At 59.9% G+C, this 21740-nt stretch carries 19 protein-coding genes; 7 read left to right on the forward strand and 12 right to left on the reverse strand.

The window, feature by feature from the left end:
• Positions 1–371 precede the first annotated feature (371 nt).
• From OXG98_14475 to OXG98_14490, 4 genes are all read left to right on the forward strand, one after another.
• A complete protein-coding gene (locus OXG98_14475; GenBank protein ID MCY3773207.1) occupies positions 372–1784 on the forward strand; it encodes a LamG domain-containing protein in 1413 nt (470 codons plus the stop codon).
• A gap of 4 nt (positions 1785–1788) precedes the next feature.
• Positions 1789–2247: a twin-arginine translocation signal domain-containing protein gene (locus OXG98_14480; protein ID MCY3773208.1), complete on the forward strand. Its 459-nt coding sequence runs from the start codon at positions 1789–1791 to the stop codon at positions 2245–2247.
• Positions 2244–3158 (forward strand): aminotransferase class V-fold PLP-dependent enzyme, encoded by a 915-nt coding sequence (locus OXG98_14485; GenBank protein MCY3773209.1) that lies wholly within the window; start codon positions 2244–2246, stop codon positions 3156–3158. The genes OXG98_14480 and OXG98_14485 overlap by 4 nt, the downstream gene beginning before the upstream one ends.
• 92 nt (positions 3159–3250) lie before the next feature.
• Complete coding sequence (locus OXG98_14490) at positions 3251–3979, forward strand: class I SAM-dependent methyltransferase (protein MCY3773210.1); 729 nt, start codon at positions 3251–3253, stop codon at positions 3977–3979.
• Positions 3980–4083: 104 nt separating this feature from the next.
• Here OXG98_14490 and OXG98_14495 read toward each other — a convergent pair whose 3' ends face one another.
• Positions 4084–5001 carry a PfkB family carbohydrate kinase gene (locus OXG98_14495; protein ID MCY3773211.1) on the reverse strand — a complete coding sequence of 306 codons (918 nt, stop codon included), beginning with the start codon at positions 4999–5001 and terminating at the stop codon, positions 4084–4086.
• An 89-nt stretch (positions 5002–5090) separates the two neighbouring features.
• A complete protein-coding gene (locus tag OXG98_14500; protein ID MCY3773212.1) occupies positions 5091–6017 on the reverse strand; it encodes a hypothetical protein in 927 nt (308 codons plus the stop codon).
• Positions 6018–6252: 235 nt separating this feature from the next.
• Here OXG98_14500 and OXG98_14505 point away from each other — a divergent pair, with 235 nt between their 5' ends.
• Positions 6253–7431: an aminotransferase class V-fold PLP-dependent enzyme gene (locus OXG98_14505; GenBank protein ID MCY3773213.1), complete on the forward strand. Its 1179-nt coding sequence runs from the start codon at positions 6253–6255 to the stop codon at positions 7429–7431.
• A 132-nt stretch (positions 7432–7563) separates the two neighbouring features.
• On the opposite strand, the gene OXG98_14510 is transcribed toward OXG98_14505, so the two are convergent.
• The 6 genes from OXG98_14510 to OXG98_14535 all read right to left on the reverse strand — a co-directional run bounded on the left by OXG98_14510 (position 7564) and on the right by OXG98_14535 (position 12398).
• Positions 7564–8658 carry a Gfo/Idh/MocA family oxidoreductase gene (locus OXG98_14510; GenBank protein ID MCY3773214.1) on the reverse strand — a complete coding sequence of 365 codons (1095 nt, stop codon included), beginning with the start codon at positions 8656–8658 and terminating at the stop codon, positions 7564–7566.
• 106 nt (positions 8659–8764) lie between these two features.
• On the reverse strand, positions 8765–9766 hold the full coding sequence (locus OXG98_14515; GenBank protein ID MCY3773215.1) for an Ldh family oxidoreductase: 1002 nt from the start codon (positions 9764–9766) through the stop codon (positions 8765–8767).
• An 84-nt stretch (positions 9767–9850) separates the two neighbouring features.
• On the reverse strand, positions 9851–10576 hold the full coding sequence (locus OXG98_14520; protein MCY3773216.1) for an aldolase/citrate lyase family protein: 726 nt from the start codon (positions 10574–10576) through the stop codon (positions 9851–9853).
• A 31-nt stretch (positions 10577–10607) separates the two neighbouring features.
• Positions 10608–11045, reverse strand: a complete 438-nt coding sequence (locus OXG98_14525) for a hypothetical protein (protein ID MCY3773217.1) — start codon at positions 11043–11045, stop codon at positions 10608–10610.
• An 18-nt stretch (positions 11046–11063) separates the two neighbouring features.
• Positions 11064–11357, reverse strand: coding sequence for a class I SAM-dependent methyltransferase (locus OXG98_14530; protein MCY3773218.1), 294 nt, complete (start codon positions 11355–11357; stop codon positions 11064–11066).
• A gap of 33 nt (positions 11358–11390) precedes the next feature.
• The gene (locus OXG98_14535; protein ID MCY3773219.1) at positions 11391–12398 is read right to left on the reverse strand and encodes a Gfo/Idh/MocA family oxidoreductase; all 1008 of its coding nucleotides are present in this window, start codon (positions 12396–12398) and stop codon (positions 11391–11393) included.
• A gap of 129 nt (positions 12399–12527) precedes the next feature.
• Here OXG98_14535 and OXG98_14540 point away from each other — a divergent pair, with 129 nt between their 5' ends.
• Positions 12528–13298 carry a DUF481 domain-containing protein gene (locus OXG98_14540; protein MCY3773220.1) on the forward strand — a complete coding sequence of 257 codons (771 nt, stop codon included), beginning with the start codon at positions 12528–12530 and terminating at the stop codon, positions 13296–13298.
• 202 nt (positions 13299–13500) lie between these two features.
• Positions 13501–14253 (forward strand): phytanoyl-CoA dioxygenase family protein, encoded by a 753-nt coding sequence (locus OXG98_14545; GenBank protein ID MCY3773221.1) that lies wholly within the window; start codon positions 13501–13503, stop codon positions 14251–14253.
• A 4-nt stretch (positions 14254–14257) separates the two neighbouring features.
• Here OXG98_14545 and OXG98_14550 read toward each other — a convergent pair whose 3' ends face one another.
• The 4 genes from OXG98_14550 to OXG98_14565 all read right to left on the reverse strand — a co-directional run bounded on the left by OXG98_14550 (position 14258) and on the right by OXG98_14565 (position 21702).
• Positions 14258–16669: an ABC transporter permease gene (locus tag OXG98_14550; GenBank protein MCY3773222.1), complete on the reverse strand. Its 2412-nt coding sequence runs from the start codon at positions 16667–16669 to the stop codon at positions 14258–14260.
• Between the two features lie 129 nt (positions 16670–16798).
• The gene (locus OXG98_14555; protein MCY3773223.1) at positions 16799–17416 is read right to left on the reverse strand and encodes a hypothetical protein; all 618 of its coding nucleotides are present in this window, start codon (positions 17414–17416) and stop codon (positions 16799–16801) included.
• Between the two features lie 144 nt (positions 17417–17560).
• Complete coding sequence (locus tag OXG98_14560) at positions 17561–19201, reverse strand: ABC transporter permease (protein ID MCY3773224.1); 1641 nt, start codon at positions 19199–19201, stop codon at positions 17561–17563.
• 95 nt (positions 19202–19296) lie between these two features.
• On the reverse strand, positions 19297–21702 hold the full coding sequence (locus OXG98_14565) for an ABC transporter permease (protein MCY3773225.1): 2406 nt from the start codon (positions 21700–21702) through the stop codon (positions 19297–19299).
• Positions 21703–21740 lie beyond the last annotated feature (38 nt).

Below are 21740 nucleotides of genomic sequence, written 5' to 3' on the forward strand. Positions count from 1 at the left end.
GTGGGCATGAATGGGATCCTGTCATTCCGTTTAAGAATGAATGTTATGGGATGGACTTTTGTAAAAGTAGTGACAATAACCAGGCTTCGTGGTACGCTTCCGGACCTGGATCCGGAGCCAGACCTGTCGACTCGAACGGCAGGCTATTTTATTGAACGGACTGCATTTACGCTCCCGTTTTGTTTAATGGATCGACAGGAAGATATGCCCAAACCCACACACCGTCAAGCGGATCATGGACCGCTCCTAAGGCGCCTTGACGCAACCTTGCAAATTGCGTTTCCCTGTGCCGTGCATCCCCGCCCGTGTGTCTGTAGCGGAGCCATCGTATCGGATTTCGCCGGTCGAGCCGGCCTGGAAGGAACCACCGAATGACCAGTCGCGTTGTGTTTCTGCTGACCGCTTTTTCCCTTTTCCTGGCGAATCCGGGTGTAACCGCGGGCCAATCGCCGACAGTCGACCGGTCCAACCTGGTACTCGAACTGCTGTTCGACGGCGACGCCCGGGATACGAGCGGCGGCGGACATCACGGTGAGCTCTTCGGTCCGGTACCCGCGGACGACCGGTTCGGGCGGCCGAACGCGGCCTTTGCCTTCGACGGCGAGAACGACTATATCCGCGTCGCGCCTCCGCCGCAGCTTTCCGCCGAAGCGTTTACGCTCTCGGTCTGGGTAAAATACGACGACGACGCGTTCTCCCGATACTGGACCAACGGAGTCATCACGCAGGACAACGGCGGCGCCAGCGAAAGACGGGTCTTTCAGCTCAGCGCATTCGGCCCTCTGCCCACGTGGCACATCATGGGCCGCGGCCGCGACCCCCTGATTACCCGTCCTGCCGGGACCTCCGTCTGGCGGCACCTGGCCGCTACCCACGACGGGAAGGCGCACCGGCTGTACATGGACGGTGAACTTCATGATCAAGTCGAAGCACCCTTTCCGCCGCACCCGGAAGAACCCGTTTACGTCGGACGCAAGGGGTCGGGCGAACCGAGTTTCTATTTCAAGGGCGTGATCGACGACGTGCGTATCTACACGGAAACGCTCTCTCCGGAGGCCATCCTGACCCTGACCCGGGAGAACGGATGGCAGCCTCCGCCCCTGCCCGGACTCGAAGTGCCGGATCCGCCGGAGTCATCGCTCGAAGACGCCCTCGTCGCCCACTGGCCCATGGAGACCGCCGAAATGCGCGACACGTCGGGCAGCGGATTGAAGGCTATCGTGATGGGACAGCCGGAAGCTATAGAAGGTCGAAGGGGCGGGGCGCTTCGATTCGATGGCAGCGACGACTGGGCGGTGGTCAAAGACCCGTCGCTCGGCCTCCTCCACTACCTGACCATTACGTGCTGGATAAGGGGGTTCGACGCAGAAAGAGACTACCGCCAGGTACTCTGGTACGGCGACGGCGCCTGGGGACAGGACCCCTATTCCGTGTCGATACAGGAGGGCAGGATCGGATTCCGCGTGGACGACGTGGCGACGCAATGGGAAGTGATGACCGAATCGAAGACCGCACCCGACGCGTGGACGTTCGTGGCAGCGACCCTGAATACCCGGGCCGACGGACTCATGGATCAGAAAATCTACGTCAACGGTGTACTTTCCGTGGAACAGGTGACGCCGGCCCCCTACCGATACATTGAGCTGGAACTTATGTGGCTGACGTTCGCTTCCTATGGGAGTGGGTATGGCCTGACGCGCCTGGACCTGGACGACGTCAGACTGTATAACCGCCCGCTGAGCCACCGGGAAATCGAATCCCTCTACGAAGAAGTACAGGAGTAACCGCATGAATCGCGATAAAGGCCCTGCAGACGAAGCGCCTTTGAACCGCGCAGAATCGGACGGTGCAGCGCGGGTTGAACCAGGAAGCCGGCGCCGGTTTCTCAAGGGGAGTCTCGCGGCGGCGGCCGGTGTCGCGGCGACCTCGATGTGGGACGCGACGGCGGCGTTCGCGCAGGAAAAAGAAGCGCCTCCTCCCGGTCCGCCCGGTCCGCCCGCCAGGATCGACGACGAATCCTACTGGGAGAAGGTCCGCGCGCAGTTTCATCTGAACCCCGATACCATATATCTGAACAACGGAACCCTCGGACTGTGTCCTAAACCGGTCACGCAGGCGGTCTATGACGGGTACGTGTATCTCGCGGAAACCGGCAGCGAGGGAAGGTATCAACTCTGGGACGAAGTGGAGGAAAGCCGGAAGATGGCCGCCCGGTTTCTGGGGGCGGACGAGAAAGAATCGCGCTGACCCGGAACGCTACGCAAGGGCTGAGCATCATCGCCAATGGGATCCGCATGGAGCCCGGGGACGAAATGCTCATGACCACGGATGAGCACATCGCGGGCGTCCAGCCGTGGACGCGGCGTGCCCGGCGGTTCGGCATACAGGTCAACCAGGTCCAGATACCCAGTCCGCCGGGGACCATACAGGAAGTGTTGGACCTGTTCGAACAGGCGCTTACGCCAAAAACGAAAGTGGTTTTCTTCTGCCATGTCACCCGTGGTCCCGGCCTGCTCTACCCCGTCAAAGAACTGTGCGACATGGCCCGCGAGAAGGGCTTGGTGTCGGCGGTAGACGGCGCCCAGACGCCCGGGATGACCCCCGTCGACCTGCATGAGATGGGGTGCGATCTCTTCGCCACCAGCCTCCACAAGTGGGCGCTGACCCCATCCGGCACCGGATGTCTGTACGTCCGGGAAGGATTCCAGGAGACCTTCTGGCCGAGGTCGGACGGTAACGGCCCGTGGGACGACCGGGAACAGGCGCTCTGGCACATCGGCCCTCACGGCACGTACGAAAGACCCATCCGGGCCGCGATAAAGCCCGCGTTGGACTTTCTGACCACCATTGGAATGGACGCGATTTTCGCCCGCGACCGCATGTTGTCCGACTATCTGAAGGAACAGCTCATGGAGATGCCCGGGATCAGCCTGGGAACTTCCACGGACCCTGGGCTGTCGAGTCCCGGGATTACCTCATTCGGGGTGGAGGGATGGGACACCGGACTCCTGCAGGGAATACTCCGTGGAAAGGCCGGAATCATCGTGAGCCGGGACTACAGACGCTATCATGATCTGGTCCGGGTATCCACGCATTTCTACAACACCCCGGCGGAAATCGATCGCTTGATCGAGGTGTTGAAGGACATTCTGCAGTAACGCTTCGTCCGCTCTAAACGTACTGAAGTCCAGACCTATTGGAATCCCGGTCCTGCATCCCCAAAGGCGACCCGACGAAAGGTGACCCGACGATGCCGTCCGATCACCGGGCTGAAAGCTCCTCCGCATCCGAGTCAGCAAACGATCACGAACTAGAAAAGCTCCTTCGTGATCAGTGGATTGAAAACACCGAGACGTGGATTCAGAAAGAGCAGTCGGTCCGCACGGGGTGCCTGGACGCCTGGATGCTCCGGGCCCTGGGCGATGTCGAGGGGCGGCGCGTACTGGACATTGGATGCGACGAGGGACGATTCTGCCGCCTGCTGGCCGGTCTCGGCGCGGAGGTCACCGGCATAGACCTGACCGAAAGCCTGGTGGAGCGAGCGCGGGCGGTGTCTGAGGGGGCGGGAACCTATCTGGTCGGCAACGCCCACGACCTCGCCGGCGTCGAAGACGAGTGTTTCGACCTTGCCGTTTCTTACATCGTCATGGTCGATCTGTGCAATTACCGGGAGGCCATACGGTCCGCTTTACGCGTGCTGCGACCCGCCGGCCGATTCATCGTCTGCAACATTCACCCGATGCGCATGGCGAAGACCAATGGCTGGATCCGGCAGGGCAACCGGAAACTCTTCTACGCGGTGGACGACTATACGGACGAAGGACCCCGCCTCGAAGAGATCAGCTGGACGGGGAAGGCTTTCACGAGCATGCACCCTGTCCAGCTACATCACTGCTTTCCTCGAATCCGGTTTCGTCCTGGAAGGGTTGCAGGAGCCTACGCCCTCTGCGGCGCAACTCGCCGCGCACCCCACGTTTGACGACGAATACCGCGTGCCGAATTTCATCCTGTATGCACTGCGAAAGCCGTAAGCGGGATTATAATCGAGGCTACACCGAGCGGTCCTGCTCGCTCGCCTACTCCTCAGAAGTGTTCCGTCTTACGATCCTGCAGGAAGGATATCGCTTCATCGAGGGTGGGGATGCCCTGCCGCCCGCCGAGCCGCGTGCAGCTCACGGCGGCGACGGCCGAGGCGAATTCGGCGGTCTTTTCCAGCGGCCATTTTTGCAGCAGGCCGAAGATGAAGGCGCCGTGGTATACATCGCCCGCGCCCGTGGTATCGACGACTTCCACGGGGAAAGCCGGCGTGTGGAACGATCGGCCGGCCGCGAGCGTGTAACTGCCTTCTTCTCCTAGAGTTACGACTGCGACGGACGATCCGTAACCCGAAAGGGCCTCCGCGGCCGCCGATGGCTCGGCAAGTCCGGTCAACGCTTCGGCGAACACCTTGGAGGCGATCAGGTAGTCCGTCGACCGCAGCAGTTCCCCGATGTCCTGCGGGCGGGACAGGCTGTCGGCGTCCAGGACCACGGGCACGCCCGCGTCGCGCGCGATCCCCGCGGCGGCCAGTGCGGCTTGGCGGGTGGTGGTGTCGAGCAGAAGGTACTTCGCTGAGGCGATCACGCCAGCGGGCACTTCCGCGGGAGACATTTCGACGGACGACCCGCCGGCCATGATGGTCCGCTGGCCGGTCGACTCATCGACGAGGATCATGCTGACGGGGGTTGTGGCGCCCGGTGTCATGATCAGATGCGCCGAGTCGACCCCGTACAGGTCGAATTCCTCTTTCACGACCCGGCCCGCCATGTCGTTGCCGATTTTGCCCGCAAAGACGGTGGGCACACCCAGCCTGGAAAGCGTGACCAGGCCGGTGGAGACCATCCCGCCCCCCTGCTGGGTCGAGTCACTCATCCAGACCTGGTCGTCCCGGTCCGGCAGGTGGGGCACGATACCCAGGAAATCCAGGCATGCGCATCCCAGTCCGGCTACATCATGGGCCATCTTCCGACTCCCCGCATCAGCCGCTCTTCAGCTTCAACCGCTCTTTACGTGAATACCCGTCTCGTCCTCCTGGCGCGTGAATCCTCGCATCATCCTCTTGCCGCGTGCATACCCGTCTCGTCCGCCTCGAACGGAAGCGGGTCCGAAATGCCGCTTTCCGCGTCAAGCCCCACGGTGCCCAGCAGGTACCACCGGCCGTGCAGCTCGACCAATTGGCTGGCGTAAAAGCGGCCAGGCGGCGCTTCCGGCATGATCTCCCCCGTGCCGTGGATCCGGAACGGACCCAGCGGCGAATCGCCCACCATGGCATAGTCGGTGCTTCTGAACGGATGACCGGGAAACCGGTCTCTGAACGAAGGCGCCAGCCAGAAGTCATGGGTACAGAAAACGAGGTACCAGCGGCCTTCGATGAAGTATACCTGGGGTACCTCCATTTCTTCGGTCATCCGGTCGTGTTCCGGCGGCGGGAGAGCCTCCCAGTGGACCATATCGGTCGACTGGGCGATACCGATGCTGCCCCGTTCCGCCACATCCCCCTCGGTGCGCCGGGCGCAGACGTACTGGAGCACCCGGTCGCCGTTGTCCAGGAGAAAAGGATCACGCCAATGCGTGAGCTGCCGCTGGCCGGTCGATTCGATCTCGTAGAACGCGGGATCGGCCACCGACGTGGGGTTTTCGGGGAGTTTACGCCAATTGATCAGGTCGTCCGACACCGCCATGCCCGCGCGCTGGACGAAGGCGGCTTCGTTCTTGTGGCCCGTGTAGGCCATCCAGTACCGCCCGTCACGCCGGATGACGCTGCCGGTCGCCAGCGACTTGCCGTCCCACGCGTCCGGCGGTCCAGGTTCAAGTGCTATACCCGCGTATTCCCAATGCTCCAAGTCGTGCGAAACGCAGTGGTCGATTCTCCATCCGGTTTTCTGGTCCAGGGGCATGGCGAGAAACCAGGCGTGGACCGTTTCGTCGTCGGCATAATACCATGCATCGCCGATGCGGTGACCGTCGAGTCTGAACACGTTGGGTACTCCGGTTTTTGGAATGTTCTGCCATGGATCGCCATGGTACGAGGAAGTGCGAGCAAATTAACGACCCGGACGTCGACGTCAAGTCCAAATCAATTGACAGGCCCCTCGGGCCGCGATACCATTTCACGACGGTTGGGGATGGACGCAACGATGTCCATTCACCATCCAATCCAGGGTAAGATCGCATCACAACCTTCAAACCAGACACCACAAGGAACCCTGTCCGATGTCATTGACCGCAGACGTACGGGCCATGCTGCCCGATATGGACGGATACGCGTATTTCCAGACCAGCGGCTTTTCTCCCAAACTGAACCCCGTCGTCGATGAAGTCGTCCACTGGCTGAAGTTCCAGAGCCGCGGCCCGGCCCTCCCATTTGTCGCACAGCGCATCGAGGAATTGAAGCAGGATATCCGGGGCAGGGTCGCCCGTACGATCAACGCCACGCCCGAAGAGATCGTCATGACGGAAAACACCACGATCGGCATCAACATCGTGGCCAACGGCATCGACTGGAAACTGGGCGACAACGTACTGCTCACCACCCACGAGCACCCGGGCAACCGGCTGACCTGGTACAATCTGACCGGGCGGTACGACGTGGAACTCCGGTTCGCGCCGATGTACAACGACCTCGGCAGAACGCTTGAGGAAATGGACCATCTGATCGACGACCGCACGCGGCTGGTCAGCGTCAGCCACGTCTCCAGACGCACCGGCCTGCGCCTGCCTGGCCGCGAAATCTGCGACCTGGCCCACGAGAAAGACACACCCGTCCTCTACGACGGCGCGCAGTCCTTCGGGGCCATACCAATCGACGTGCGGGCGCTGGACTGCGACTTCTACAGCTTCTGCGGCCACAAGTACACCATGGCGCCGCAGGGTACCGGGGGACTGTTCGTCCGAAAGGACCGGATCGAGTGGCTCAAGCCGAGCTGGATCGGGTCCCATTCGCAGAAGTCCTTCGACCAGGAAGGCCATATGGACCTGCATGACGAAGCCCGGCGTTTCGAGTTCGCCACGCGGAGCGTGCCGGACCAGGCCGGCTTCGGCAAGGCCCTGGATATATGGGAAGGGCTCGGGTGGGAGGCTGTATTCGGCGGTATAGCGGCGTACACGGACCGGATGAAGGCCGCATTGCTCGAGACTCCGGGACTGGTGCTGGAAACGCCGCCGTCCTACGACGAGTCGTCCGGAATCGTCACCTTCCACGTTCCCGGCCTGGAGGCGGGGCCCCTGTCGGAGAGCCTGCAGCAGCATGAAAAAGTGCTGGTCTCCCCGCTCGAATTCGCGGCGGAAAGCACCCGCGTTTCTACCCACGTATTCAATTCGGACGAGGACCTGGATCGCCTGACGTCGGGGATACGCAGGGTGCAGCGCGAAGGGTTGGACGCGTCGAGCTAGGCGTGGACTCGCCATATTTAGCCTGGACGCGTCGAGCTAGGCGTGGACTCGCCATATTTGGCCTGGACGCGTCGAATCGGATCCGCACTCGTCGAACGTCTAATCCGATAGGTCCGGCCGACTGAAATCCTCCTATCTGAACCAGTCGTAGTTCAGACCCAGCGAACGGTCTTCCAGGGGCAGGTCGACGCGCACGCCGCCCTTTGCCGAGGAGAGTTTCAGGGCGATTTCCACCTCCAGAGCCATCGCGACCCTGCGGCCCGAGTTCTTGGGTTCGTCCAGCCTTCCCTCCAGACAGTCCATCACGTCGTTCAGCGAATACACCCCACCGTAGGGTGGTACGAACTGTGGACCCGGCCAGGGCAACTCGACCCGGTAGGGGCGCCCCTCCACCTCCATGACCTCCCATCGCTGCCACGCCGAAAGAAAATCGAAGACCATCTCGCCCTTGTTTCCCTGGAGCCGCACGCCCGGCGCGCCTTTGCGGAAATGCACCACCAGGCCGCTTTCGGTTACCACCATGCCCTGCCCCGTGAACTCGTCGCTGCCCGACTCGCGGCGCGGTTGGTCTCCCGTCCCGATCACCCAGGCGGGCGGGCTGTCCAGGAAATAGGACCAGTTCTGATGCTGCGCGAAGGGACCATGGCCCTCGATGGACACCAGGTCGCCGATCGCGCCATCGCGTATGAGTTGAGCGGCGCGACCGAAGGACGGGTGGGTGGTGGTGATCGCGCCGCAACTCAGGGGCACTCCGGCCTCCTCGCAGGTCCGTACCATCCGGTCCGCTTCCTCGAGGGTATGGGCCATGGGTTTTTCGGTGAAAATCCCCTTTGCGCCATGATGTACGGCGAGACGCGTGAGATCGGCGCGATGTTTGGTGTTCGTCGCGACGGATACGATATCCGGCCGTTCGATGGCGAGCATGTCGCCGGCATCGTCATAGAGGGCGGCAACGCCGTACCGTTCCCTGAAGGCGCGCAACCTTTTCACGTCGCGGTCCGCCGCGGCAATCAGCGCGACCTCGGGACGGTCCGTAAGAGCTTCCGCGTAGGAGGACGGCAGGCCCTCCGTGCCGGGGTTTTCGTGGTAAAGGAAACGCCGGTGGATATTCAGTTCCGGCGTAGGACGATCGATGTCATCCACGTCCCACACGCCCGTCCTTTCCGCGAGATCATAAAGCATCCCCATCCAGCCCAGTCCGATGAGGCCTGCCCGGTACTTTGCCACGGGATTCTCCTTTTTTCTGATTCCTTCTTTTTCTGATGCGTTAAAACGGCAGCGGCACATCCAGACGCTCGCCCTAAAACGGCAGTGGCACTTGCAGACGCTCGCCCTAAAACGGCAGTGGCACTTGCAGACGCTCACCCATTTCCCGTACGGTACGCTGTTCGATCTCGCCGAACCGGATACCCTGCTCCCTGTGCAGGGCCATGCGTCTTTCTTCTATGGCCCCGGGCAACAACGCCTCGTCGTATCCAGGCATGGGCTCATAGGTTTCTCTTACGTCCCGTACGAATCGATCGACTTCCTTTTGAAAATCGCCTTCGGGAATCACGGTTTCGATGTGTACGGCCAAGACCATGCCGCCGTGGTTTGCGCCCTGCCAACGCGCCTCCACTTCATCGGCCTCCGGCAGCGCGGCGCCGGCCAGCGCGCATCCCATTACCGTGGCGACCGCTCCGTATCCTATGCTCTTGAAGAAGGCGGCCGGTATGCGGGACAGGAGATCGTCGAATTCAGGCGAATGCTGGTAGTCGGCCAGGATACGCGTGGCCACGTCCTGCACGATGGGCGGTTCGCCGCCCGCCGGTATTCCGAAACACAGCGGGGGATTGCCGAAATAGCCGATCTGGGGTTTCGAGTCCTGGCCGCAGGCGTCGCCCATGTTGCGGTATCCCTGGACCGAGAATCCGATGCAGCCCGACTCCATGCACATGCGGGTGTAATGGCCTGCCGACCCGTAATGCCCGATGTGACGGGCCAGTCCCATTCCCAGCCCGGTTTCACGGGCTTTGGCGATGGCCTTTTCCGTCGCTTCGACCATGGGCCAGTAACCGAGTGTGCCGTCACCGTCCACGATGACGGAAGTGGGCGATTCGCCAATGATCCGCACATCGGGACGGGGGTTGAAGTGTCCCTCCGCGAAACCGCGCGTATAGCCCGAAGCCGCCCGAACGCCGTGGCTGCGAACGCCCCGAAGGTCGGAGTTCACCAGCAGGCGGCTGATGATCGAGGCATGGTGGTTGGACAGACCGACCTTTTCGAAACAGGCCGTCGTAAAAGTCAGCAGGGACGTTTCATCCACATGGATGTATGCTTCCGGCGGTCGATTCATCGAGTATTCCTTTGGTTTTACTTACGGAGCTCAATCTGAGGCGATTGTGGTTGTGGTTGCGATTAGCGGCAGTCTATCACCGGATCAGACCACCATGGGCGTCTGCAGCACGGTCAGTCCCATGTCGACATACTTCTCCCGTTCCGATGGATCCAGGAGCGCCAGGCTGACGGCGACCGGCGTGCCCTCCATTTCGCGGGCGACGTGGCGGACGCAGTCCTCCACGGTCCGGAAGGGCGGACGGTGGTATCGTTCAATGTCGAACATCAGGTCGTTGGGACCGAAGGTGAGGACGTCCACGCCGTCCAGGGCCAGTTTCCGGCAGTTGATGACGGCTTCGACCGACTCGAGCTGAAGCCACAGCACGCCGGTCGCATTCCACCAGGCCGCGTATTCGAGGCGATCGGAACGGTCCTCGATGCCGTGGCGCGCGCTTCCGCCCCAGCTTCTTCCTCCGAACTGCGGGTAGTAAAAGAAGTGGACCGCTTCCCGCACGGTAGCTTCCTCCTTGACCTCGGGAACGAGGATTCCCGCAGGGCCCAGATCCAGGTAATTGCCAATCAGGTAGGTGTGCCGGGTGTGTTTTATGCGCAGGACCACCGGCACGCCCAGTGCTTCGGCGGATGCGCAGAAGGAAACGATACGATCCTCACTCTGGGGGCCGTGCTGGCAATCGACATTGAAGAAATCGACCCTGCCCTGCTGAAGAACCCGCTCCAGGTCCTCCCTGCCGGACTCCATGGATACGCCAACGCCGTTTACGATTTCGCCGTTGCGGATGCGTTCTTTCAGCGAGGTCGGCTGGACCATGGCTGGAATCTCCCTTCAATTGGATTAGACCTTATCGACTACGCCTTGTCAGTACGCGGAGTTGGACCGGCGTATCGACCCTGATGGTTGCCGCGGGATGGCGACGTATGATCCGCTCCAGCCGCCGCCTGTCCGCGACGGGAATGCGCGCCTTGTCCCACCACATTGCCCTGCACTCGTCGAACAACTCCAGGCTTTCGATATAGTACCGGAAAACGAAATCCGTATGAAAGACAGCGACCAGGTTGCCATCTCTGACGGCCTCCGCCACGACCCGGTCCGCGAAATGAAAATCGACGTAGTCACGGGCCAGCGTAGCCGCCAGGGTTACTTCACCCTCTACCAGGCAGTACACCTGCTGTCTCGCTCGGCGCCGGTTCCCCAGGCTTGCCGGGAAGTACGGACGTATATCGACGACACAGCCACCGGGTTTCACTACGCGACAGGCTTCGTAAAGGGCATGCCCCATGCCCTCTTGTTGCACTCATCACAAAGAACATGAGAACAGGGCGAGGTCGAAACTGCGGTCCTGAAACGGCAGGCGGGACGCATCGGCAACGGCGAACCGGGCGATATCATTCAGCCGCTTCCGGGCATGGGCGTGGCGCACGTCCTGCCCGGCAAGGTCGACCCCGACGATCGAGTGTATCCATCCCCTGATCCTGCTCGACAGCCGGCCGTCTCCACAGCCGATGTCGAGGACACGGGCGCCCGCGAGCGGTACGTATCGCTTGAACAGCCGCGTTTCTCGCCGTTCCGGATCGATTCTCACACCCCTCATGCCTGCCTCCTGTTTCTAGATTACGATTCCAGATTACAACTCCAGTCCGGCCGCGTCTTCGATCTCCACCCAGCCGCCGGAATCCCTCGACCGTTCAATAGCCAGTCCCGTGAGATAGAGCTGTGCAGCCATCTGACCGTCGGTACGGTTCGGCGTGCCCTTCTCGACCGCGTTCAGGAACTCGGCGACGCTTTCCGCCTCGCCGGGCCAGCCGCCCACCACCGGCATCGCAGGCTCGACGCGGATCACTTCACTTTCGGAATGGGACTGCCTGCGCAGATGTATCGTATTCCGGAAGTAGTCAACGGTCAAGTCGCCTTCGTCGCCCGTGACCTCGATCGTGGTCTCCAGCTTGTCGACCGAGTTGATGTTCAGATGCAGCGTACCCCATAGTTCCCCGTAATCGAAATGAGCCAGGCTGTGGAACTGGCGCCGGCCGGCCTGTCCATGACCGTCCATGACGAGCACGCGTTCGGGCGACCGGCCCAGAATGCTGTTCAGGCCGTCCACGTACCAGGGTCCAAGGTGATGGACAAGGCACAGGTCGGGGCCGCCGAACCCGGCCCAGTCGCTCCGTAGTTTCAGGTGAACCGCCTGCAGCGCTCCGATCACACCCTGCCGAACCAGGTCGGCGGCGCGGTGCACGACGGTGGCGAAGCCGATCTCGAGATCACTATGGGTGACCTGGTCGGCTTCGACCAGCCGTCTCAGCATCTTTCGGATGCCGTCGGGACTGCCGGCGAGCGGAGGTTCGTAATAGGCGGCGACGCCGGCGTCGAGGACCGCGTTCATGGCCGCTTCGTGAATGGAGTCGGGTATGGCCATCATGACGGCGTCGACCTCGGGACCGTCCAACAACGCCTCGAAGCCGCCGTAAACCTGTACATCCGGACCCAGTTCCTCGCGAATACGATCCTGAGAATCCCTGCTGAACGCCGCGGCGGATACGATCCGCACCCCGTCGTGCTGCCGGAGGGCGGGCACGAACGCCAGCCGGGTCCAGCCGCCGTAACCGATCAGGCCAACTCGTATGCCGGACATGATACACCTTTCCACGGGCTACATAACATTTCATTGCCGGTAAGGGTTGAGGTATATTACGACAATGAAAACCGCCGCGTATCGGTATGGCAAGAACTATGTATTTCGATCCGTTTCAGGAGACTTGAATTGATCCGCTTCAGACTGCTGGTATCCCTGGCCCTGATTCTAACAGCGGGACAGGCAGCGGCCCAGGTCAACATCGAAGCACTGCGCCGGGACGCCGGCTCCACGGGTTTCTCCGGCGCCCTGGCCCTGAACCTGGAGATGCATACGGGCAACACGGATCTCAAGGAAATCGGATTGGAAGGGCGATTGGACTTCAATCACCCGAATGTGAACACGTTCATCCTGGCCCGAAACGACTTCGGCTGGGAGCAGGGAGAACGGTTTGCCGATGAAGGGCTGATTCACCTGCGGCAGCACTATCCGCTGCATGGACGGATCGGCCTCGAAGCGTTCACGCAGTACAACTATGATACGACCTATCGGCTCGACGCCCGCGCACTGGCCGGCGGAGGACTGCGATTCCACCTGGTCGAGTCCGAGGCTTTCCAGCTGTGGAAAGGCGCTTCCGCGTTCCTGGAGCACGAACGCCTGGGCGATCTGTCGGAGGGCGATGCGCACCCCGGCAGGTCGACCGTTGTCCGGTGGAGCCACTACCTTTCATCCCGAATCACCGTCAACGACCGGATGGTATCCACGTGCACGGTCTATTTCCAACCCCTGTGGAATGCGATCGGCGACACCCGCATACTCGGTGAAGTCAACATCGAGATCGACCTGGCCGGACCGCTCGTGCTGGCCCTGACCTACGTCATGCGTTACGACAGCCGCCCGCCGGAAGGGGTCAACAGGCTGGATACCGTGCTGGAGAACGGTCTGGCCGTTACGTTTTAGGTCGAGGTTGAAATATATATCGAGCGCTTCTATATTTCCCGCATTCCACCTGCGTAGTGGAGTAACCCTGTAGCTGGCAGCCCATCGAAAGCGCGTGCGGTACTTCGAAAGCGCCTGCGATACTTTGAAAACGAGCGCGCTGGCTGTATATTGAGCCATAGTTCGCTGTGCCGATATTGCTACTAAAGAGGAGTACGCGTTCATGGAATTAAACGGACATATCAAAGAAGATTTCGACCGAGACGGTTTCGTGTACTTGAAAGGCTTCCTGTCATCGGAAGAAGCGGCCGAAATCAACGGCGAGATCCAGCGCTTCATCGACGAAGTGTTGCCGCAGGCGCCGGATACGACAGCCTTCTACGAGGACAGGGACGATCCTGCTTCGATCAAGCGGCTGCAGAACATGGCCACCCTGGATCCGTACTTCGAGGCGTTTTTTAAATCCGACCGCTTTACCGAACTGTCAAAACACCTGCTTGCGGACGATGTGGTTCCCAGCAACCCCCAGTGGTTCAACAAACCGGCCAGGGTGGGCGCGGTAACGCCCCCGCACCAGGACGGATTCTACTTCATGCTGGAACCCAACGAGGCCGTGACTTTGTGGATCGCACTGGATGACATCGACGAGGAAAACGGCTGCATGCGTTACGTGCGGGGGTCGCACAGGCGGGGCATGAGACCCCACCGCGCATCCAACGTACTCGGGTTTTCACAGGGCGTATCGGATTACTCCGCCGAGGACTCGGAACTGGAAGTAGCCATGCGCGCCCGGCCCGGGGACGTTTTCGCCCATCACAGCATGATCATCCACCGGGCGGACCCGAACCATTCTGACCGCCGGCGTGCCGCCCTGGGCCTGGTATTTGTCGCGGCACGGGCCAAGAAAGACGAGGAAAGGGCCGCGCGCTACAAGCAGGAACTCTACGACCGGTGGGAAAAGGAAGGCAAGATCTAGTACCTCATTCTGACCGCAGGGACTCCACCGGGTTCACTAACGCAGTTGTAACCGCTTTTGCACTGACGGTAACCAGTGCGATGGCCAATGCCAGGAAAGCGGCGACCAGGAACCACCCCGGGCCGATATCGACCCGATAGGCGAAGTTCTGCAACCAGTTGCTCATAGTCCAGTAGGCCAGGACCCAGGCGACCGGCACAGCGATTGCCACCAGCTTGAGGAAGTCTTTTGAAAGCATAAGGACGATTCGAGCCACCGAAGCCCCCATTGCTTTGTGAATCCCGACCTCCTTTGTTCGCTGGCGCGTGGTGAATGCAGCCAGACCGAACAGACCAAGACACGCGATAAAGATGGCCAGAAAGCTGAAGGCGCCGAGCAGATTGCCGGTGCGTCGTTCCGCCAGATACAGTCGGTCGAAGTCTTCATCCAGAAACGAATACGACAAGGGGTAATGAGGGAATACGGAAGCCCATGTTTCTTCAACCGCTTCAATCCCATCCGGTATGTTCTGCGCCTGCAGTCGTATCGCCGCCTGTCCACCGCCGCCGCGTCTCAATAACCTCAACTGAATGGGGCCCACTGTGTTGTGCAAGCTCTGCATGTGGAAATCCTCTACGACGCCTATAATCCGGATAGGAGGGCCCTTGTAACGTCCCGGATGTATACGACGTCCTACGATTTCTTCCGGAGTGGTCAGGCCCAATCGTTCAACCGCGGACCGGGTCATGATTACCGCGTTGAGCGAGTCATTGGTCAGCACACTGGAAAATGGACGTCCGGCAATCAAATCGAGGCCAAGGGTTTCTTCGAAGTCGGCAGATACAAACAAGGTTGGGATTCTGATCATGTCATCTTCCGACTGATCCGCCAAACGCGTCGGAAAGGCAGGCATTACATTGGCGCTGGCCAACCGCCCCGGCATCAGCACGGATCGCGTAACACGCCGTATATGCGGGCTCTGGGAAAGCCGTGCCTTGAAGGTGTCGAACTCCCGGTCCGCCCCTCCGATAAGTGGAATAACGACGACCAGGTCCTTATCGAATCCCAGTCGTTTACTTTGCGTGTAATCCAGCTGTTGATATACAATAGCGGTACTGATGATCAGCAGAATCGATAGGGTAAACTGCATTACTACAAGGCTCTTACGAAGTTTGGAACCCGAAATGCCGTACGCCAGTTCACCCTTGAAGATTGCTGCCGGATGTAATCTGGACATACTCAGTGCGGGATAACTGCCGGACAGCAGTCCCGCAAACAACGTGATGCCTATCAGCCAGAGCAACACCTCCGGGTTGTCCAGGTAGCTGACCTGAATCGTTTTTCCTACCAGCGTGTTGAACCAGGGCAGGATGGTCATCAGGAACCCCATGGCCACCACCAAGGCCAACCCGGCCGACAACATGGATTCGCCTATGTATTGCATCATCAGTTGGCCCCGGAGGGCGCCGACTGTTTTCCGGATGGCCACTTCTTTGGCCCGGATGGTGGACCGCGCCGTGGCCAGATTCATGAAGTTGATACAGGCGATCAGCACGATAGAAAACGCCACTATCGAGAAAACATAGATATAGCTGATATCACTGTTGCTGGCCATATCCTGTTCCAGATGCGACCGCAGGTGGATGTCGGTCAGCGGCTGTAGCCGGAGATTGAAGATCAGGCCCTGTGCACTGAGCGACATCAGCGGTTGATAGGCATCTGCCCACCTGGCGATCTTGTCCTCCAATTCAACGGGATCTGTTCCCTCTGCCAGCAGAACATAGGTGAAATGCCGCGCATAAAACCAGTTCGTTGCGAAGAGCTCACGCCGGTTTGCAACATCAAGATTCTCACAGACAAGATAGTCGGCAGCGAAGTGGGAATTGGACGGTATGACTTTCATAATACCGGTCACACGAAGGTTTTCCTCATCATCGGCGCGGATCATCTTGTCCATGGGATCTTCATTGCCGAAGAGTTTAGACGCCATGGATTCGCTGATGACAACCGTTTGTTCCGTGTACGCATAGTCGTCCAGTGCAGTTTGCGGATTGCCCCGTACAAGCGGAAAAGAAAAGACCTTGAAAAAGTCTGTACTTACCCTGTACACATCGCTTTCATAAAACGTGTTATCCTGGTAGTTCATCATCCAGATATTGATTGTGCCCCGCATCCGGGCATATTCCTCTACCTCCGGGAACAGTTCTTTGAGCGCCGGTCCCACAGCTGTTGGCGTGCGGGCGGAGTTGCCGTTAACCACGCGGTATATCCTGTCGGCTTGCTTATGGAAACGGTCGTAGCTCAGTTCGTTCTGGATATACAGCAGAATCAGCATGCAGCAGGTGATACCGATCGCCAGTCCGAGGATGTTTATGCCACTGTAGCCAGGCTGCCGGATCAAGTTGCGTAGCGCGATTCTGAGGCAATGGTATATCACGGGTACCTCGGATTGAGTGCACCTTCGGGGGGGAGGCGTTTTTCTGGTTTGTCGATCTGCGCCAGGTTAGATATTAGCCGGATTTCATTGTTTTGCCGGCTTTTCAAGGTATGGATTCGTGCTGAGCTTTCACCCCTGCCTCAGCGCGTTCACCGGATTCCTCCGCGACGCCGCTACCGCATGCGCCCCGATCGTCAGCCAGGCAATAACCAGGGCCACGACGCCGCCAACCGCAAACCAGGCGTAATTCAGTGACGCCGCATAGGCGTAATTCTGCAGCCAGCGCGTCATGACGAAGTATGCCAGCGGCCAGGCGATCAGGTTGCCCAGCAATACAAACTTCATGAAGTCCTTCGACAGCAGCACGACAACGCTGGAGATCGATGAGCCGAGTACCTTGCGGATCCCGATCTCCCGGGTGCGTTGCTGAATCGAAAAGGAAGCCAGTCCCAGGAGTCCCAGGCAGGCCACGAAGACGCCCAGCACCGCGAAGATAGCGAAGACCTCGCCAAGCCGCCGGTCATCCTGGTACAGCCGGTCGAAATCCTCGTCCAGGAAGGTGTATTCCAGGGGGAAGCTGGCATCGACGTCCCGCCATGTCTCTCCGATACGCGAAATGATCTCGGGAATCCCGTCGGGTTCGAGCCGGATAAGTACGTACTGGTGATAAAGGTGAGACAACATGACGACCGGTTCGATCTCATCATGAATCGTGCGCAGGTGGAAGTCCTTTACGACACCGATCACGCGGCCCTTTGCGCCACCGAAGGGAATCCACTCGAATTGCCGGTCTATCGCGTCGAGCGGTGTACCCCAACCCAGGTAGTGGACGGCCGTCTCGTTGAGCAGAAAGCCCGTAGTCGAGTCCGTCCCCCAGTCCGGTGAGAAGTTTCAGCCGGCGACGAGTTCGATTTCCAACACGTCCAGGAAATGTTCATCCACCTCGAGCGTGGCCATCATCAGGTGGTCTTCTGGTGGCATGCCATCGGGCCGGACAGCCATGATTGGAATCACCCGCATGCCCGGCACCCCGTTTGTCGTGGCTACGCCCAACACGCCGGGCAATTGGGACAATCGCGCTTTTAGTACGGGCGTATTCCGCCGCTGCAGGGATCCCGTGATGGGAAGTACCATCACCTGTTCCTTGTTGAACCCCAGCCGCTTGGTGCTGATGTATTCGAGCTGGTCGTAAATCACCGCCGTACTGACCAACAGGAAAATAGACATGGCGAACTGTACAACGACCAGGATCTTCCGCAGACCCAGGCCTCGCCTACCTGATTCCAGATTGCCCTTAACTACCTCGGTGGGCACAACCCCGGAGAGATAGACCGCCGGGTAGCCGCCTGCCGCCAGCCCTACTACGATCGCACCAGAAACAATTGCCGCCAGTACCGGTCCACTCGACAGGGGAAATGCAAGTTGCTTGCCGGCTATCGTGTTTACCAAGGGCAGAGCGAGTTCCACCATGATTACTGAAATGACCATGGCGACCGCCGCCATGACGAGGGCTTCTCCCAGGAACTGCCCCAGCAGCTGGGTCCGGTTGGCGCCCATTACCTTCCGAACGCCCACTTCACGGGCGCGCATGGCCGAACGGGCCGTTGCCAGGTTGACGAAATTGATGCAAGCGATCAGCGGAATCAGAAACGCGATGAGCGTGTAGAGGACCACGAAGCGGATGTCGCCGTTGGGCTCGAGTTCGCTTTCCCGGTGCGAATACAGATGAATATCGACGAGGGGTTGTAGTGAAGGATTCAGCACGATGCCCGATTCACGGTACTTGTCCCCGGCGTAAAGTTCGAGAAAGTCCGGGAACCGCGCTTCGAGATCGTCCGGATTCGCGTTTTCACGCAACAGGATGTAGGTATACAAGTTGTCATGGACCTCCCAGTTTTCCCGGTAGAAACTGCCGAAGGAAGGCAGGGAGGAATAAGATGTGAACATGTCAGGGCGCACATGAGTATTGGCGGGTAGGTCCCGCATTATCCCGGTGACCCTGAATTCGAGTGTATTGTCCACCCCCATGATTTGTCCCATGGCCTCTTCCCGGCCAAAGTACTTGGCCGCCATCGTTTCCGAAATGACGATCGTGAATGGGTCGGCCAGCGCGGTTTTCGGATCACCGGCGATAAGGGGGATGTCGAACAGGTCGAACAGGCCGTCTTCCGCCCAAACGACCTTTTTCTCATAGAAGTGAGACTCGCCCACTTTGAAAAGCCACGTGGTTCCCGTGCCCCGCATTCGCACAAATTTTTCGACCTCGGGATAGTCCCGCTTCAAAGCCGGCGCCCAACTCAAGGGCGATCCCGCCGTCTGGATGGTCTGCCCGCCGCTTTCGATATCATCGACGATCCGGTAAATCCGCTCCGCGTTCGGATGATGCCGGTCGTAACTGAGCTCGTCCTGGATGTACAGCACGATCAGCATGCACGCCGCCATGCCGATCGCAAGTCCGACGATATTGATGAGGGAATAGACGGGTTGCCTGAGGAGGTTTCGAATGGCTACCGTGAGGTAATTTCGGATCATTGGTGTCTCTTCAAGACTGTAGTTATCTATCCTCTATACGATTGTGAGCAAGTTCCGGTACAACGATACCAGGTTAGTTTGCACTGGCAGATCCATCACCCCTGCCTAAGTGCATTCACCGGATTTCGCCGCGACGCCGCAACCGCGTGTACACCTATCGTCAGCCAGGCAATGACCAGCGCGAGTATGCCCGCGGCCAGAAACCATGTGAAATCAAGAGCCGCGGCGTAGGCGTAGTTCTGCAGCCAGTTGCCCATGACGAAGTATGCCAGCGGCCAGGCGATCAGGTTCGCAAGGAGCACGTACTTCATGAAATCCTTGGACAGGAGAATCACGATGCTGGACACCGACGAGCCGACGACTTTACGAATTCCGATCTCCCGGGTTCGCTGCTGGATCGAAAACGAGGCGAGACCCAGCAGACCCAGGCAGGCGACAAAGATCGCGAGAAACGCGAAAACCGCGAAGATCTCGCCGAGCTGATGGTCGGTCCGATACAGCGCGTCGAAATCCTCGTCCAGGAACGTATAGTCGAGCGGGAACCGGGGATCCACGTCCCTCCACACTTCCTCGATGCGGCCGATGGTTTCGGAGATTCCCTCGGGCTCGATGCGAATCAAGACAAAAGTGTGATAGGTGCTGGTCATGATCGCCGCGGGCTCGATCTCTTCGTGTATCGTCCGCAGGTGGAAATCCCGAACCACGCCAATTACGCGCCCTGGAACCACCCTTTCAGAGGACAACCGCTCGAACTGCCTGCCGATGGCGTCGGCGGGCGCTCCCCATCCCAGGTTCCGGACGGCCGTCTCGTTCAGCAGGACCCCTCTGGTCGTATCCGTGCCCCAGTCCGGCGAAAAGTTCCGGCCCGCTACAACACCAATATCCATGACATCCAGGAAGTTCTCGTCCACGTGCAGCGTGGCCATCATCAGGTGGTCCTCCGGCGGCATCCCTTCGGGCCGCACGTCCCAGATCGGCAGCACCCGCATGCCCGGCAGGCCGGTAGTCGTTGCGATACCCACCACACCGGGCATTCCCGACAGCCGCTGCTTCAGCACGGGAGTATTTGGGATTTGCGGGGAGCCTGTTATGGGGACGACCATGACGTGCTCTTTGTTGAAACCCAGCCGCTTGGTCTGGATGTATTCGAGTTGATCATGGATGACGGCCGTGCTGACCAGCAGGAAGATGGACATGGAGAACTGGGCCACCACCAGTACCTGCCGCAACCCCAGGCCTTTCTTTCCCGTTTCCGGATTGCCTTTCATTACCACGGCGGGAAGGAATCCTGAAAGATACGCCGCCGGATAGCTACCTGCGGCCAATCCGATCAGGGCCGTACCGAGGACCAGTACGGCCAGCACCATCCAGTCGGTAAGTGGCAGCGCGAGTTGCTTCCCGGCGATTTCGTTCACGGCGGTCAGGGCCAGTTGAACCAGCAGAACCGCCACGATCGCGGCGAGGCCCGCCATGAGGACCGATTCTCCCAGGAACTGCCGGATCAACTGAATCCGATTCGCCCCGAGTACCTTTCTCACGCCCACCTCCCTGGCGCGCATCTCGGAACGGGCCGTGGCCAGGTTGATGAAGTTGATGCCTGCGATGATCAGGATCAGGAACGCGATGACCATGAAGAGCGCCACGTACCGGATATCACCGTTGGGTTCGTGCTCGCTCTCCCGGTTCGAATAGAGATGTATGTCCGCGAGGGGCTGCAGCGACGGCCGCAGGCTGATGCCCGCCTCCCGGTACTGATCTCCCGCGTGGCGCTCCAGAAAGGCCGGCAGCTTCGCTTCGAAATCACTCGGTGATACATTCTCACGTAGCCGGATGTAGGTATACAGGTTCCGGTGATACTCCCAGTCGCCCAGGTCCCAGGACCGAATCACATTCATCGTGGTATAGGAGACGAACATGTCCGGCCGCATGTGGGAGTTGGTCGGGATATTTTTCATGACGCCCGTCACCGTGAAGTCCCAACGATTGTCGAGATTGACGACTCTCCCCACGGGATCTTCAGCGCCGAAGTACTTGAACGCCAGATCCTCCGAGATCACCATCGAGTACGGCTCGACCAGCGCGGTGCTTTGGTCCCCAGAGACCAGCGGAATGCTGAACATTTCAAACAGGTCCGGCTCGGCCCAGATGACCTTGCGTTCGTAGTAGATGGTGTTTCCGAGGTCGACCAGCCAGGCGGAACCGGTGCCTCGCATGCGAACGAGGAGCTCGATCTCCGGGAAGTCGCGCTTCAGGGCGGGTCCCCAGGCGGTAGGCGTCCCTGCGGTTCGAACGGTCTGGCCCCCGCTTTCGATGTCGTCAACGATCCGGTACACGCGATCGGCATGGGGATGATACCGGTCGTAGCTGAGCTCATCCTGGATGTACAGGAGTATCAGGATGCAGGTGGCCATGCCGATGGCGAGCCCGGCGATGTTGATGAGCGAGTAGGCGGGATGCCTGCGGAGGTTGCGTATGGCTACACTGAGGTAATTCTGGAACATTATGCCTTTTCTGGTCCGGTGGTGTTGCGATCGTCGTC

Source organism: Gemmatimonadota bacterium, assembly GCA_026706345.1.
In the GTDB taxonomy this organism is placed as follows: domain Bacteria; phylum JAAXHH01; class JAAXHH01; order JAAXHH01; family JAAXHH01; genus JAAXHH01.

Bases quoted from the DNA above. Each gene is read 5' to 3' on its own strand.
- OXG98_14475 (MCY3773207.1), top strand. From the start codon at position 372: ATGACCAGTCGCGTTGTGTTTCTGCTGACCGCTTTTTCCCTTTTCCTG.
- OXG98_14480 (MCY3773208.1), top strand. From the start codon at position 1,789: ATGAATCGCGATAAAGGCCCTGCAGACGAAGCGCCTTTGAACCGCGCA.
- OXG98_14490 (MCY3773210.1), top strand. From the start codon at position 3,251: ATGCCGTCCGATCACCGGGCTGAAAGCTCCTCCGCATCCGAGTCAGCA.
- OXG98_14495 (MCY3773211.1), bottom strand. From the start codon at position 5,001: ATGGCCCATGATGTAGCCGGACTGGGATGCGCATGCCTGGATTTCCTG.
- OXG98_14505 (MCY3773213.1), top strand. From the start codon at position 6,253: ATGTCATTGACCGCAGACGTACGGGCCATGCTGCCCGATATGGACGGA.
- OXG98_14515 (MCY3773215.1), bottom strand. From the start codon at position 9,766: ATGAATCGACCGCCGGAAGCATACATCCATGTGGATGAAACGTCCCTG.
- OXG98_14520 (MCY3773216.1), bottom strand. From the start codon at position 10,576: ATGGTCCAGCCGACCTCGCTGAAAGAACGCATCCGCAACGGCGAAATC.
- OXG98_14525 (MCY3773217.1), bottom strand. From the start codon at position 11,045: ATGGGGCATGCCCTTTACGAAGCCTGTCGCGTAGTGAAACCCGGTGGC.
- OXG98_14530 (MCY3773218.1), bottom strand. From the start codon at position 11,357: ATGAGGGGTGTGAGAATCGATCCGGAACGGCGAGAAACGCGGCTGTTC.
- OXG98_14535 (MCY3773219.1), bottom strand. From the start codon at position 12,398: ATGTCCGGCATACGAGTTGGCCTGATCGGTTACGGCGGCTGGACCCGG.
- OXG98_14545 (MCY3773221.1), top strand. From the start codon at position 13,501: ATGGAATTAAACGGACATATCAAAGAAGATTTCGACCGAGACGGTTTC.
- OXG98_14560 (MCY3773224.1), bottom strand. From the start codon at position 19,201: ATGATCCGAAATTACCTCACGGTAGCCATTCGAAACCTCCTCAGGCAA.
- OXG98_14565 (MCY3773225.1), bottom strand. From the start codon at position 21,702: ATGTTCCAGAATTACCTCAGTGTAGCCATACGCAACCTCCGCAGGCAT.